The following is a 12,917-nucleotide window of genomic DNA, read 5'->3' on the forward strand; positions in this document are numbered from 1 at the left end:
GGGCGGCGTCACGGTCGTGTCGCGGCGGCCCGTGCCGTGAGCGCCAGCAGCAGCGCCGTCACCAGGTACGGCACCGCGCTCCACACGAACACGGTGCGGTGCGCGGTCACCGAGCCGGCCGCCGCGTACGCGCCGTACACGGCGACGGTGGCCAGCCCGGTGCCCAGGCCCGCGGCCGAGGTCAGCGTGGCCCGCCCGGCGGTGTCGATGCGCTGCTGGAGCCGGGCGTCGGCCAGCACGCTCGCCAGCTGGAACCCGCCGAAGGCGAGGGCGACGAGGACGACGCCGGCCGGGGCGCCCGTCGCGGCGCCGGCGGCCAGGGCGAGCGCGGCGCCCGCGAGCAGGGCCGCGAGTCCGGCCGTGCCCAGGCGCTCGCCCGGCCCGGCCATCAGGCCGCCGGCGGTGGCCGCCGCCCAGATCAGCAGCAGCAGATACGGGACCGTGGTGTCCGCCACGCCGGTGTCCCGCACCAGCAGCGGTGAGAACTCGTCGAGCGCGCTCCACACCGCGGTCACGGCCGGGACCAGCAGCAGAGCCCGGCGCACGGACCGGTCGGCGCGGGCCTCGGCGAGCGCGGTCCGCAGGACCGCGGCCCGGCTCCCGCCGGCGGTCCCGGTCCCGCGGTGCTCGGGGAGACGGGTCGCCGTCGCCGCCGCCAGCAGGCAGGCCAGCACACTCGCCGCCGCCACGGCCGGGTGGCCGCCGAGCGCGAACACCGGCCCGGCGAGCCCCATCGCCGCCATCACGGCCAGCAGGCCCGCCGCCCGGGCCCGGCCCATGACGCGGGCGTACCGGCCGGCCGCGCCGAGCCGGTCCAGTTCGTCGTGGACCAGCGCCTCCAGCGCGCCCGAGCCGAGCGCCTCCCCGGCGCCCCACAGCACGAAGCCGAGCGCGAAGGCCGGGTACGACGGGACGAGCACCCACAGGGCGAAGCCGGCGGCGGTGAGCAGCGGGCCCAGCCACAGCAGCCGCTGGCGGGAGCCGGCGTCGGCCCAGGCGCCGGAGGGGACCTCCAGCACCAGGCTCGTGACCGACCACACCGCGAACAGGGAGGAGATCTGCCACAGGGACAGACCGGCGTCGCCGAACAGCAGCGCGTACACCGGGTAGAGCGGGATCAGGTCGTGGAGGAACGCGTAGCCGTACAGCGTGACCGTGAGCCGCCGCACGCCGGCGGCGGGCACACGCGGGGACGAGAGTGTCATGAGGCCTTCCCGCAGGGACGATCCGGACGCCGGAGGTACGGCGTCCGGGGCGGCCCCCGGGAGGCACGGCCGGTGGATCAATGTCGCCAGGTCATGACACCGATGGTAGGCGGACCGGGCGGAACCGTCCGCCGATCATGCGGGCGCTCCCGACGAGTACCGGCGCAGCAGCGGCGACAGCACCAGCACGGACTTGGTGCGCTCCACGAACGGCTCCCCCGCGATCCGCTCCAGGACCCGCTCGAAGTGGCGCATGTCGGAGGCGAAGACCTGGGCGATCGCGTCCGCGTCCCCGGTGACGGTGGACGCGGCCACGACCTCCTGGTAGCGCTCCAGGCCCCGCTGGATGGTCTCCGGCGAGGTGTTGCTGCGGCAGTAGATCTCGACGAACCCCTCGGTGGCCCAGCCGAGGGCCGCCGGGTCCACCCGGACCGTGAAACCGGTGATGGCCCCGGTGGCCCGCAGCCGGTCCACGCGGCGTTTCACGGCGGGCGCGGACAGGCCGACGAGCTGGCCGATGTCCGCGTAGGAGCGGCGGGCGTCCTCGGCGAGGGCGTGCACGATGCGTTCGTCGAGATCGTTCAGCACGGTGAGTTGATCACTTCTCGGATGGTGCGAGTCGGGAACGGCGGTAGCCGTACACGAAGTAGAACACGAGCCCGACGGCCATCCAGACACCGAAGACCACCCAGGTGACGGCCGAGAGGCTGCCCATCATCCACAGGCAGAAGGCGAAGCCCAGCGCGGGCAGCACCGGCGACAGCGGCACCCGGAAGGTGCGGGGCATCTCCGGGCGGGTCCGGCGCAGCACCACGACGGCCACGTTGACCAGCGCGAAGGCGAACAGGGTGCCGATGCTGGTGGCGTCGGCGAGCCGGCCGAGCGGGATCGCGGCGGCGAGGACGCCGCAGAACAGGGAGACGATCACGGTGTTGGCGCGGGGCGTGCCGGTCCGGGGATGGACCCGGGCGAACACCTTGGGCACGAGCCCGTCGCGGGACATCGCGAACAGGATGCGGGTCTGGCCGTAGAGCACGGTCAGCACGACGCTGGCGATGGCGACGACGGCGCAGAACGCGAGCAGGGTGCCCCAGAAGGTCTGCCCGGTGACCTCGCGCATGATCTGGGCGAGCGCGGCCTCGGAGTCGGTGAAGTCCTCCCACGGCCTGGCGCCGACGGCGACGGCTGCGACGAGGACGTACAGCACCGTGACGACGACGAGGGAGAGCATGATCGCGCGGGGCAGGTCGCGCTGCGCGTTCCTCGCCTCCTCGCCGGCGGTGGAGGCGGCGTCGAAGCCGATGTAGGAGAAGAACAGCGTCGCTCCCGCCGCGCTGACCCCGGCCATGCCCAGCGGCATGAAGTTCTCGTAGTTGCCCGAGCGCAGGCCCTGCGCGCCGATGGCGCAGAACAGCACCAGCGCGCCGATCTTCACGACGACCATGACGGTGTTGGCGCGGGCGGACTCGCGGGCGCCGCCCAGCAGGAACGCCATGGCCAGCAGGACCACGATCAGCGCGGGCAGGTTGAAGACGCCGCCGTCGCCGGGCGGGGCCGACAGGGCGGCCGGGACGGTGACGCCGATCGTCCCGTCGAGCAGCTCGTTGAGGTACTCGCCCCAGCCGACGGCGACGGCGGCCACCGACACGCCGTACTCCAGGACCAGGCACCAGCCGCACACCCAGGCGATCAGTTCGCCCATCGTCGCGTACGCGTACGAGTACGAGGAGCCGGAGACCGGGATGGTGCCCGCCAGCTCGGCGTAGGACAGCGCCGAGAACAGCGCCGTCAGGCCGGCGACGACGAAGGAGAGGGTGACCGCCGGACCGGCCTTGGGGACGGCCTCGCCGAGCACCACGAAGATGCCGGTGCCGAGCGTGGCACCGATGCTGATCATGGTGAGCTGCCACAGCCCGAGGGAGCGCCGCAGGGACCCGCCCTCGCCCTGTCCGCCCTCCGCCACCAGGCGTTCCACGGGCTTGCGGCGCATCAGGCGCGCGCCGGGGCCCGGGGACGGCGATGCGGTCCGACTGCTGCTGTGCGGGGGTGCGCCTTGGTCGAGCACGCGCGGCTCCTTCGTCGCTGCGGATCGGGGCGGCGGGGGCCGACGGTGCCCCTTCCCGCAGGGGACCCGCCGAGCGGAGTCCCCGCCACGCCATGTACAGCGCAGAACCCTATTGAGCGGGGAGTTGCCCCCGTAATGCAGCAACCTTGCGCGTCTCCGCAAGATCGTTGCGTTCCTCCGGGCGGGACGCGCGTTCGTTGCGCGCGGGCTCGCGGCCGTTGCGCACGGCCGGGCCCCGTCGGCCCGGTCCGACGGGGACCGGGCCGACGGGGCCGGGCGTCACGGAGTTCAGGTCCAGCTGGCGTGCAGCGGCTTGCCCTCGGCGTAACCGGCGGCGCTCTGGACGCCGACGACGGCCTTCTCGGCGAACTCCTCCAGGGTCGCGGCACCGGCGTAGGTGCAGGAGGAGCGGACGCCCGCGATGATCGAGTCGATCAGGTCCTCGACGCCGGGGCGGGCCGGGTCGAGGAACATGCGGGAGGTGGAGATGCCCTCCTCGAACAGCGCCTTGCGGGCACGGTCGTACGCCGACTCCTCCGCCGTCCGGTTGCGCACCGCGCGCGCGGACGCCATGCCGAAGGACTCCTTGTACGGGCGTCCCTGCGCGTCGTGCTGGAGGTCGCCCGGGGACTCGTGGGTGCCCGCGAACCAGGAGCCGATCATCACGTTGGACGCGCCGGCCGCGAGCGCCATCGCGACGTCGCGGGGGTGGCGGACCCCGCCGTCGGCCCAGACGTGCTTGCCGTGCCTGCGTGCCTCGGCCGCGCACTCCAGGACCGCGGAGAACTGCGGCCGGCCGACGCCGGTCATCATGCGGGTGGTGCACATCGCGCCGGGCCCGACACCGACCTTGACGATGTCCGCGCCGGCCTCGATCAGGTCGCGCACGCCCGCGGCGGCGACGACGTTGCCCGCGACGAGGGGCACCTGCGGGTCGAGGTCGCGCACCAGCTTCAGGGCGCCGATCATCGACTCCTGGTGGCCGTGCGCGGTGTCGATGACGAGCGTGTCGACGCCGGCCTCCAGCAGCTGCTGGGCCTTGCCCGCGACGTCGCCGTTGATGCCGACGGCGGCGGCGACGCGCAGCCGGCCCCGCGCGTCGGTGGCCGGCGTGTACAGCGTGGCGCGCAGGGCGCCCTTGCGGGTGAGGATGCCGGCGAGCCTGCCGTCCCGGCCGACGGCGGGCGCGTACCGGCGGTTGGCCGCGTCGAGGGCGTTGAACGCCTCGCGCGGGTCCATGTCCGCGTCGATCAGCAGCAGGTCCTTGGACATGACCACTTCGAGCTGGGTGAAGCGGTCCACGCCGGACAGGTCGGCGTCGGTGACCACGCCGACCGGCCGGAACTCCTCGTCCACGACCACGCCGGCGTTGTGCGCGCGCTTCGGCAGCAGGGAGAGGGCGTCGGCGACGGTCTGGTGCGGGGACAGCACGATCGGGGTGTCGAGGACGAGGTGACGGCTCTTCACCCAGGAGACGACATCGGTGACCACGTCGATCGGGATGTCCTGCGGAATGACCACGAGCCCGCCGCGCCGGGCCACGGTCTCGGCCATCCGGCGGCCGGCGACGGCCGTCATGTTGGCGACGACGATCGGAATGGTGGTGCCCGTGCCGTCCGGGGAGCCGAGGTCCACGTCCTGCCGCGAGCCGACCGCGCTGCGGTTCGGCACCATGAACACGTCGTCGTAGGTCAGGTCGTACGCGGGCTGGATGTCGTTGAGGAAACGCACGTGCTGCACATCCCAGTCGATCAGAGGTGGCCCCCGGACCGGTCAGCCAGGGGGAAGAGCACGTACTTCATTGTCCCATGACGGCCGGAACGCGATGCCCGGGCGGATCGTCCAGGCCGGCCGGAGCCCTGTTCGGAGAAATCTCCGAGAGCGGGCGCGCTCCGTCGCCCCGGCTCCGTCCGCGCAGGCGTGGGGGGCGGCCGGGGCCGGGAGGGGAGGGCCGCGGCCGTCCCCTCCCGGCCCGCTGTCAGGGACCGTCCGGGTCCGCCCGGTCGAGGGCGGGCCTGGGCGCCGGTCCGGCCGTCATCAGGTAGTCCGCGGCCGAGGTGTCCGTCACCAGGCTGGTGACGAGCCCGGAGCGCAGCACCGCGTCGATCGCGGCCGCCTTCCGCTGCCCGCCCGCGATCGCCACGACCTCGGGCACCCGGCGCAGCTGGTCGGCCTTGACCGTGATGCACCGCTCCCCCAGGTCCCGGCCGACCCGGCGGCCCTCGGCGTCGAAGAGGTGCGCGGACATCTCGGCGGCGACACCGAGGGAGGCGTAGTGCGCCCGCTCCTCGTCGGTGAGCATGTCGTGCACGGTCGAGATGCCCGGCTCCCAGGAGCCGATGGAGACGCAGGCGACCGTGACCTTGTCGAAGTACTCGAAGGCCCGGGCGATCCCGGTCTGGTGGCGCAGCGCCGCCGCGGTGGCCGCGTCCGGCAGCAGCATCGGCGCGTAGATGGGGTGGGCGTCGCCGCCGGACACCTGGGCGGCGCGGCGCACGGCCTCCACCGAGCCGCGCTCGGCGGTCCCGGCGTCGTACACGCCCGTCAGCTGCACCACCGTGCACGGCGGCAGCCGGTCCAGCGCCGCCGCCATGTGGATGGTGGACCGGCCCCAGGCCAGGCCGAGGACGTCGCCCTCGTCCACCAGCTCCCCGAGCAGGTCGGCGGCGACCTCCCCCAGGTTCTCGGGGTCGGGCGTCTCCTCGGCCTCGGCCGGGGACTCCACCACGACGGCGTGCCTCAGGCCGTAGCGGGCGCGCAGCGCGTCCGAACGCTCGGCGTCCAGCTCCGCGGGCACCCGGATCTCGATTCGTACGAGGTCCCGTTCGAGGGCGGTCTCCAGGACCCGGGCCACCTTGAAGCGGCTGACGCCGAACTCCTCGGCGATCTGGATCTTGGACTTCCCCTCGAGGTAGAAGCGGCGGGCCATGGCCGCCGCCTGCACCAGCTCAGCGGGTCCCATCCGCATGGCTGACCGGCCCGCCGACATACCCGACACGGCGATCTCCTCACTGCTGTTCACACTCTGGATTCGCCGTTCATCCTTGCAGATCCGGCGCGGTCGATCAGCCCTGATGGGAGCCGTTCACGTTCTGGTGGCTCAGTGGTCGCACGCCCAGGACGCCCCGGCGGTCGCCGCCTCGGCCCGGGTGCGCAGTGCACGTACCGCTTCGGCCGGGTCGGAGGCTCCGTAGACCGCCGATCCGGCCACGAAGACGTCGGCGCCGGCCTCGGCGCACCGCTCGATGGTGGAGTCCGAGACTCCGCCGTCGACCTGGAGCCAGAGCTCCAGACCGTGCTTGCGGATCAGCTCGCGGGTGCGGCGGATCTTCGGCAGCATGATGTCGAGGAACGCCTGCCCGCCGAAGCCCGGCTCGACCGTCATGATCAGCAGCATGTCGAGTTCGGGGAGCAGGTCCTCGTACGGCTCGACGGGCGTCGCGGGCTTGAGCGCCATGGCGGCGCGGGCGCCCTTGGCCCGGATCTCCCGGGCGAGCCGGACCGGTGCGGCGGCCGCCTCGGCGTGGAAGGTGACGGAACCGGCCCCCGCCTCCACGTACTGCGGGGCCCACCGGTCGGGAGCCTCGATCATCAGATGACAGTCCAGCGGGGTGTCCGTCGCCCGGGCCAGGGACTCCACCACCGGCACGCCGAGCGTGAGGTTGGGGACGAAATGGTTGTCCATGACGTCGACGTGGAGCCAGTCGGCCCCTTCGACCGCCTTCGCCTCCTCGGCGAGCCGGGCGAAGTCGGCGGACAGGATGCTGGGGTTGATCTGCACGGCCATGCCCCAAGCCTGCCATGCCCCGCGGGGGTCGCGGGCACCGGTTCCGGGCGGCGGCCCGCCCCGGGGACGCGGCCCGGCCGGAGCGGGCCCGTACGGCCGCGGCGTCCGGGCGGTGGAGGGTCCCGGGACGGCGGTCAGCCGGTCCGGCGGATGAGCGCCAGGTACATCGCGTCCGTCCCGTGCAGATGCGGCCACAGCTGGACGTCCGGGCCCTCGCCCAGATCCGGTACGCCCGGCAGCAGGGGGCGGGCGTCGAGGAGGTCGGCCTGCGGGTGCTGCTTGAGCACGTCGGCGACCACGGCCCGGGTCTCGGCGAGGTGCGGCGAGCAGGTCGCGTAGCCGACCACACCGCCGACGCGCACCGACTCCAGCGCGGTGCGCAGCAGGCCGCGCTGCAACGGGGCGAAGGAGTCCAGGTCCTCCGGGCGGCGCCGCCAGCGCGCCTCGGGGCGCCGGCGCAGGGCGCCGAGGCCGGTGCACGGCACGTCCACCAGCACCCGGTCGAAGCTGCCGGGCCGCCACGCCGGCCGCGTCCCGTCGGCGGCGACGACCTGGTAGGGCCCGGGGTTGCCGGCCAGCGCCTTGGCGACCAGACCGGCCCGGTGCGGCTGCTTCTCCGAGGCGAGCAGCACCGCGCCCCGCTCGGCGGCCAGCGCCCCGAGCAGCGCGGCCTTGCCGCCCGGCCCGGCGCACCCGTCCAGCCAGAACCGGTCGGGCCCGTCCAGGGGCGCGCGGGCGAGGGCGAGCGCGACCAGCTGGCTGCCCTCGTCCTGCACGCCGGCACGGCCCTCCTGCACGGCCGGGACGGCGCCCGGCTCGCCCCCCTCGGTCAGCCGCACCGCGTACGGCGACCAGCGCCCCGGTACGGCGGCCCGGACGCCGAGCAGTTCCTCGGTGGTGGCCCGCCCGGGCCGGGCGACCAGCGTCACCTCGGGCCGCTCGTTGTCGGCCCGCAGCAGTTCCTCGATCCCCGCGCGCCCGCCGCCGAGCGAGTCCCACAGCGCGGAGACGACCCAGCGCGGGTGCGCGTGCACGACGGCGAGGTGGTCCTCGGGATCGTCGTCGTAGGGCGGCGCGACCTTGGCGAGCCAGCCGTCGAGGTCGTCCCGGGCCACCTTCCGCAGCACGGCGTTGACGAATCCGGCCCGCCCGTCGCCGAGCACCACGCGGGCGAGTTCGACGGTGGCCGACACGGCGGCGTGGGACGGGATCCGCGTCCCGAGCAGCTGGTGCGCCCCGAGGTTCAGCACGTCGAGCACCGGCGGGTCGACCTCGCGCAGCGGACGGTCCACGCAGGCGGCGACGATCGCGTCGTACGTGCCCTGCCGGCGCAGCGTCCCGTAGACCAGCTCGGTGGCCAGCGCCGCGTCCCGCGCGTCGAGGTCGCCCTTCTCCCGCGCCTTCCTGAGCAGCGGCGGCAGGACGAGGTTGGCGTAGGCGTCGCGTTCGTCCACGGCCCGCAGCGCCTCGAAGGCGAGGATGCGGACGGGGTCCTTCCGGGGTCGGCGGTAGGGCTTGCCGGGCCTGCGGGGCCGGCGGGGCTGGTCGCTCACGAAAAGGTGCTCCGGATCTGGGATGAAATGCGCCGTCCAGCCTACGTCGTCGGGGACGGCCGGCCGACGTCAGGACCCGAGGGTCTCCCCCTCGGCGATGCGCACGCCGCGCGCCCAGTCCGCCGCCCGCATCGGCTTCTTGCCCTGGGCCTGCACCCACAGCAGCTCCACCGCGTACGAACCGGTGCCGACGTGGACGTCGTTCTTGCCCGCGGCGAGCTGCCCCGGGGCCAGGTCCGTCCGCCCGGGCACGGGCGCGACCTGGACGAGCTTCAGCCGCTCACCGCGGAAGGTGGTCCACGCGCCGGGCGCGGGCGTGCAGCCGCGCACGACGCGGTCGACGCGCAGCGCGGGCGCGGACCAGTCGACCCGGGCGTCCTCCACGGTGATCTTGGGGGCCAGGCTGACGCCCTCGGCGGGCTGCGGCACGGCCTCCAGGGTGCCGTCCTCGATGCCGTCCATGGTCGCGGCCAGCAGCCCGGCGCCGGCGAGGGCCAGCCGGGTCAGCAGGTCGCCGCTGGTGTCGGTGGGCCGGATCCGCTCCGTGACCGTCCCGTAGACGGGCCCGGAGTCGAGCCCCTCCTCGATGAGGAAGGTGGACGCTCCGGTGATCTCGTCGCCGGCCATGACGGCGTGCTGCACGGGCGCGGCCCCGCGCCAGGCGGGCAGCAGCGAGAAGTGCAGGTTGACCCAGCCGTGGGCGGGGATGTCCAGGGCCGCCTTCGGCAGCAGGGCCCCGTAGGCGACGACGGGGCAGCAGTCGGGGGCGATCCGCCTGAGCCGCTCCAGGAACTCCGGGTCCCTGGGCTTCGCCGGCTTCAGCACCTCGATCCCGGCCTCCTCGGCCCGCTCGGCCACGGGGGAGGCGACCAGCCTGCGTCCGCGCCCGGCCGGCGCGTCGGGCCGGGTGACGACGGCGGCCACCTCGTGCCGCCCGGAGGAGATCAGGGCGTCCAGGGCGGGTACGGCGACCTCAGGGGTACCGGCGAAGACGAGCTTCATGGGTGGGTACGGGCCTCTCGGGCGGGGACGGTCACGGGCGACGTCCCAGTCTATGGGCGCGCGTTCCCGGGAGAACCCCCGGCCGCGGGCGGGGGACAGCCGCGTCCGGGGGCGGCGTCCCCGCCCCCTGGCCGAGGCGCGCACCCCGGCCAGGGGCGTACGCATATGCCCATACGCCCCCGCACCGTGACCCGCGGAGCCGATCCGCGTTGGTCAAGAAAGAGTTGACCACACGGGCCGCCCGCGCGGCCCGGTTCCTTTCAACGCCGGTTCGAGAGGCTTGTTCATGGCCGACCACGCAACCCACGACGCCCAGGCCCGGGCCAGCCTGCACTTGCTGGTGCGGGACATCGAGCGGGTCCGCCGGCAGGTGGACGCACTGCGCACGCTCACCGCCCAGTTGGGCAACGTCTACCGCCCGCGCCGCTCCGGCCCCGCCACGGGCTTCGTCGTCTACGGACGCGCTCCCGCCCCGACGGTCCGTCTCGCCCAGGAACTGCGGGACAGCGTCGAGACCCTCGTCACGGCCGCCGTGGACTTCGACCGTTCACTCGGCTTCTCGTGGGACGCGGTGGGCTCCGCGCTGGGCGTCACCAAGCAGGCGGTGCACCGCCGTTACGGCGCCCGCCGCGCCGCGGCCCAGGCGGCCGCCGCGGCCGAGCGGACGACGGAGCCCTCGGGCACCCGTACGGTCGACGTGGGCGCCGGCATCCCCGCGATGCCGGCGGTCTCCACGACCCGCTCCATGCCGACCCAGCCGACGGCGGGCAGCCCGGCCCTCCGCGACGAGGCCAGGCCCACGGCGTTCCCCGCCCCCCGCAACGGCTGATCTTTCCGCCCCCGCCCTTCCGCTCCTGCCCTTCCGGACCTGCTCCGGGAGGGCAGACCCCTGCGCGGGGCCGCGGGACGCGCGCCCGGCGGCCCGGGCGGGGCCGGCGCGTCTCACCCGATGTCGGGCGGATCGATCCGCACCCGTACGGGGTCCCCGGTCCCCCGCGCCGTCCGTGCCGCCTGCGCGGCCTTCAGCGCGGCGGCCAGCGCGGCGCCGCTGCCCGGCGGCACCCGGACCAGCGCCCGCTCCCAGTGCTCCCCGGCAGGCGGCGCCCCCGGCCGCCGCGGGCGCCCCGCCGCCGTGACCGGCAGCGGCACGGGCCCCAGCACCTCCGCCTCCGGCGGCAGTGCGACCGTGCGGAGAAATCCGGCGACCGCCTCCGCCGGTCCCGACACCGCCGCCATCCGCGACACCGGCGGAAAACCCAGCTCGGCCCGCTCGGCGAGTTCCCGCACCGCGTGGCCGACGGGGTCCCAGCGCACCAGCGCCTGGACGGGCCGCAGGGTCGGCTCGGCGACCACGACGACCGTGCCGCCCGCGCTCTGCGGCCGTACCAGCGCGCCGGCGGCGATCCAGCGCCGCAGCGCGTCCTCCCCGGCACGCAGATCGGGCCGCCCCAGCATGGCCCAGCCGTCCAGGAGCAGCGCCGCCGCGTACCCGCCCTCGGCGACGGGCTCGGCCCCGGGGGTGCTCACGACCAGCGCGGGCGTTCCCGGCACCGTGTCGAGCACCTGCTCACGCCCCGAGGTCCGCACCGGCACGGCGGGGAAGGCGCGTCCCAGCTCCTCGGCGGTCCGCCGCGCGCCCACGACCTGGGCCCGCAGCCGGGACGAACCGCACTCCGGGCAGTGCCGGCCGCTCTCCTCGCGTCCGCACCATCCGCAGCGCAGCGTGAAGCCGGACTCCTGCCCCTCCAACGGCCCGGAGCAGAGCCGGCAGCGCGCGGGCGTCCGGCAGACGGCGCACGCCAGCCGCGGCACGTATCCCCGCCGGGGCACCTGTACGAGCACCGGTCCGTGCCGCAGCCCCTCCCTGACGACCTGCCAGGCCAGGGTCGGCAGGCGCGCGGCGCGCGCGGCCTCGTCCCGCGCGAGATCCCCGTCCCCGACGGTCCGGACCAGCGGCGCGGCGGCCCGCACCCGGTCCCTGCCGGCGACGAGCGGCCGCGCCCAGCCGCTCTCCACCAGTTGCGCGGCCTCCACGGTGCAGCTCCAGCCGCCCAGCAGGAAGGCGCACTTGTCCAGCGCGGCGCGCAGCAGCAGCACCTCGCGCGCGTGGGGCTGCGGGGCGTGCTGCTCGCTGTGGCTGTCGTCGCCGTCGTCCCAGACGGCGACCAGCCCGAGGTCCCGCACCGGGGCGAACATGGCGGCCCGGGTGCCGACGACGGCCCGTACGGACCCCCGCCGCACCGCCAGCCACTGCGCGTACCGCTTCTCCGGTCCGGCGTCGGCGGTGAGCACCGCGTGCCGCCCCTGTCCCAGCAGCGCGGTCAGCGCGGCGTCGACCCGGGCGACCGCGCGCCCGTCCGGCACCACCACCAGGGCGCCGCGCCCGGAGGCCAGCGTCGCCGCCACCGCGCGTGCCAGTTCCTCGCTCCACCGCGGTCCGGGCAGCGCGTGCCACACGGCCCGCGGGGCGCCTCCCGCGGCGAGCGCCTCGAGGAAGGCGGCCCCGTGCTCGTACCGCTCCCAGGATCCGGCGTCCGGGGCCGCCGGCGGGGGGAGCGGGGCGGGCGAGGGCCGCTGCTCGGCGCGGGCGCTGCGCGGCGGCACGGCGAGCTGCAGCACGTCGGCGAGGCTGCCCGCGTAGCGGTCGGCGACGGCCCGTGCGAGTCCCAGCAGTTCCTCGCTGAGCACCTGCTCCGGCGACACCACCTGGGCCAGCGCGGCAAGGGGCCCGGCGTAGTCGGACTCGGCGCGCCGCTCGACGAGGAATCCGTCGATCAGCCCGCCGCCCTCGCGCCGGCCTTCCCGCACCCGGTGCCGCCCGGCCCCGAACCGCACGCGCACGCGCACGCCCGGCTGCGCGTCGGCGTCCAGCTCCTCGGGCACGGCGTAGTCGAAGTACCGGTCGAGGTGGAGCACGCCCTTGTCGACGAGCACCCGGGCGACGGGCAGCTCCTTGGCGAGCGCGGCCCCCCGCCAGGTCCGCGGTTTGGCCCGCGGCGCCCCGGCCTTCCGCACGCTCTCCCGGATCAGCGCGAGCTGCTCGGGCGGCGCGCTGTCCGCGCCGCCGCCCGCCTGCTCGTTCTCGCTGTTCACGTCAGCATTCTTACCAAACGCCACCGACAGTCGGCGGCGTCCGAGCCCCCCGCCCGGAGCCGGTCCCCCGGGACCACGACGCGCCGGGCCCGGCGTCCCGAAGGACACCGGGCCCGGCGCGTCCCGTGCGGTGTGCGGTCTACAGCCCCGCCGCGGCGCGCAGGGCGTCCACGCGGTCGGTGCGTTCCCAGGTGAAGTCGGGCAGTTCGCGG

General features: G+C 75.4%; 10 protein-coding genes. 1 reads left to right on the forward strand and 9 read right to left on the reverse strand.

The window, feature by feature from the left end; translation table 11 throughout:
• Window positions 1-8 precede the first annotated feature (8 nt).
• The 8 genes from ABD363_RS31610 to fmt form a co-directional block, all read right to left on the reverse strand.
• Window positions 9-1,205, reverse strand: coding sequence for an MFS transporter (locus tag ABD363_RS31610; RefSeq protein WP_344609833.1), 1,197 nt, complete (start codon window positions 1,203-1,205; stop codon window positions 9-11).
• Window positions 1,206-1,340: 135 nt separating this feature from the next.
• Window positions 1,341-1,793 (reverse strand): Lrp/AsnC family transcriptional regulator, encoded by a 453-nt coding sequence (locus tag ABD363_RS31615; RefSeq protein WP_344609835.1) that lies wholly within the window; start codon window positions 1,791-1,793, stop codon window positions 1,341-1,343.
• Window positions 1,794-1,803: 10 nt separating this feature from the next.
• Window positions 1,804-3,270: an amino acid permease gene (locus tag ABD363_RS31620; protein WP_344609837.1), complete on the reverse strand. Its 1,467-nt coding sequence runs from the start codon at window positions 3,268-3,270 to the stop codon at window positions 1,804-1,806.
• 288 nt (window positions 3,271-3,558) lie between these two features.
• Window positions 3,559-5,001: a GuaB1 family IMP dehydrogenase-related protein gene (locus tag ABD363_RS31625; protein WP_344609851.1), complete on the reverse strand. Its 1,443-nt coding sequence runs from the start codon at window positions 4,999-5,001 to the stop codon at window positions 3,559-3,561.
• Window positions 5,002-5,248: 247 nt separating this feature from the next.
• The gene (locus ABD363_RS31630; protein WP_344609839.1) at window positions 5,249-6,292 is read right to left on the reverse strand and encodes a sugar-binding transcriptional regulator; all 1,044 of its coding nucleotides are present in this window, start codon (window positions 6,290-6,292) and stop codon (window positions 5,249-5,251) included.
• A gap of 78 nt (window positions 6,293-6,370) precedes the next feature.
• Window positions 6,371-7,057 carry a ribulose-phosphate 3-epimerase gene (gene rpe / locus ABD363_RS31635; RefSeq protein WP_344609841.1) on the reverse strand — a complete coding sequence of 229 codons (687 nt, stop codon included), beginning with the start codon at window positions 7,055-7,057 and terminating at the stop codon, window positions 6,371-6,373.
• Window positions 7,058-7,191: 134 nt separating this feature from the next.
• Window positions 7,192-8,610, reverse strand: coding sequence for an RsmB/NOP family class I SAM-dependent RNA methyltransferase (locus ABD363_RS31640; RefSeq protein ID WP_344609843.1), 1,419 nt, complete (start codon window positions 8,608-8,610; stop codon window positions 7,192-7,194).
• Window positions 8,611-8,679: 69 nt separating this feature from the next.
• The gene (gene fmt / locus ABD363_RS31645) at window positions 8,680-9,612 is read right to left on the reverse strand and encodes a methionyl-tRNA formyltransferase (protein WP_344609845.1); all 933 of its coding nucleotides are present in this window, start codon (window positions 9,610-9,612) and stop codon (window positions 8,680-8,682) included.
• A 286-nt stretch (window positions 9,613-9,898) separates the two neighbouring features.
• Here fmt and ABD363_RS31650 point away from each other — a divergent pair, with 286 nt between their 5' ends.
• Complete coding sequence (locus ABD363_RS31650; RefSeq protein WP_344609847.1) at window positions 9,899-10,441, forward strand: hypothetical protein; 543 nt, start codon at window positions 9,899-9,901, stop codon at window positions 10,439-10,441.
• A gap of 113 nt (window positions 10,442-10,554) precedes the next feature.
• Here the strand turns inward: ABD363_RS31650 and ABD363_RS31655 are convergent, their stop codons facing one another.
• Window positions 10,555-12,705 carry a primosomal protein N' gene (locus ABD363_RS31655; RefSeq protein ID WP_344609849.1) on the reverse strand — a complete coding sequence of 717 codons (2,151 nt, stop codon included), beginning with the start codon at window positions 12,703-12,705 and terminating at the stop codon, window positions 10,555-10,557.
• Window positions 12,706-12,917 lie beyond the last annotated feature (212 nt).

The organism is Streptomyces glaucus, assembly GCF_039533365.1.
GTDB lineage: Bacteria > Actinomycetota > Actinomycetes > Streptomycetales > Streptomycetaceae > Streptomyces > Streptomyces glaucus.

Excerpts from the sequence above, each read along its gene's own strand:
- ABD363_RS31610 (WP_344609833.1), bottom strand. The coding sequence starts at position 1,205 with ATGACACTCTCGTCCCCGCGTGTGCCCGCCGCCGGCGTGCGGCGGCTC.
- fmt (WP_344609845.1), bottom strand. The coding sequence starts at position 9,612 with ATGAAGCTCGTCTTCGCCGGTACCCCTGAGGTCGCCGTACCCGCCCTG.
- ABD363_RS31650 (WP_344609847.1), top strand. The coding sequence starts at position 9,899 with ATGGCCGACCACGCAACCCACGACGCCCAGGCCCGGGCCAGCCTGCAC.
- rpe (WP_344609841.1), bottom strand. The coding sequence starts at position 7,057 with ATGGCCGTGCAGATCAACCCCAGCATCCTGTCCGCCGACTTCGCCCGG.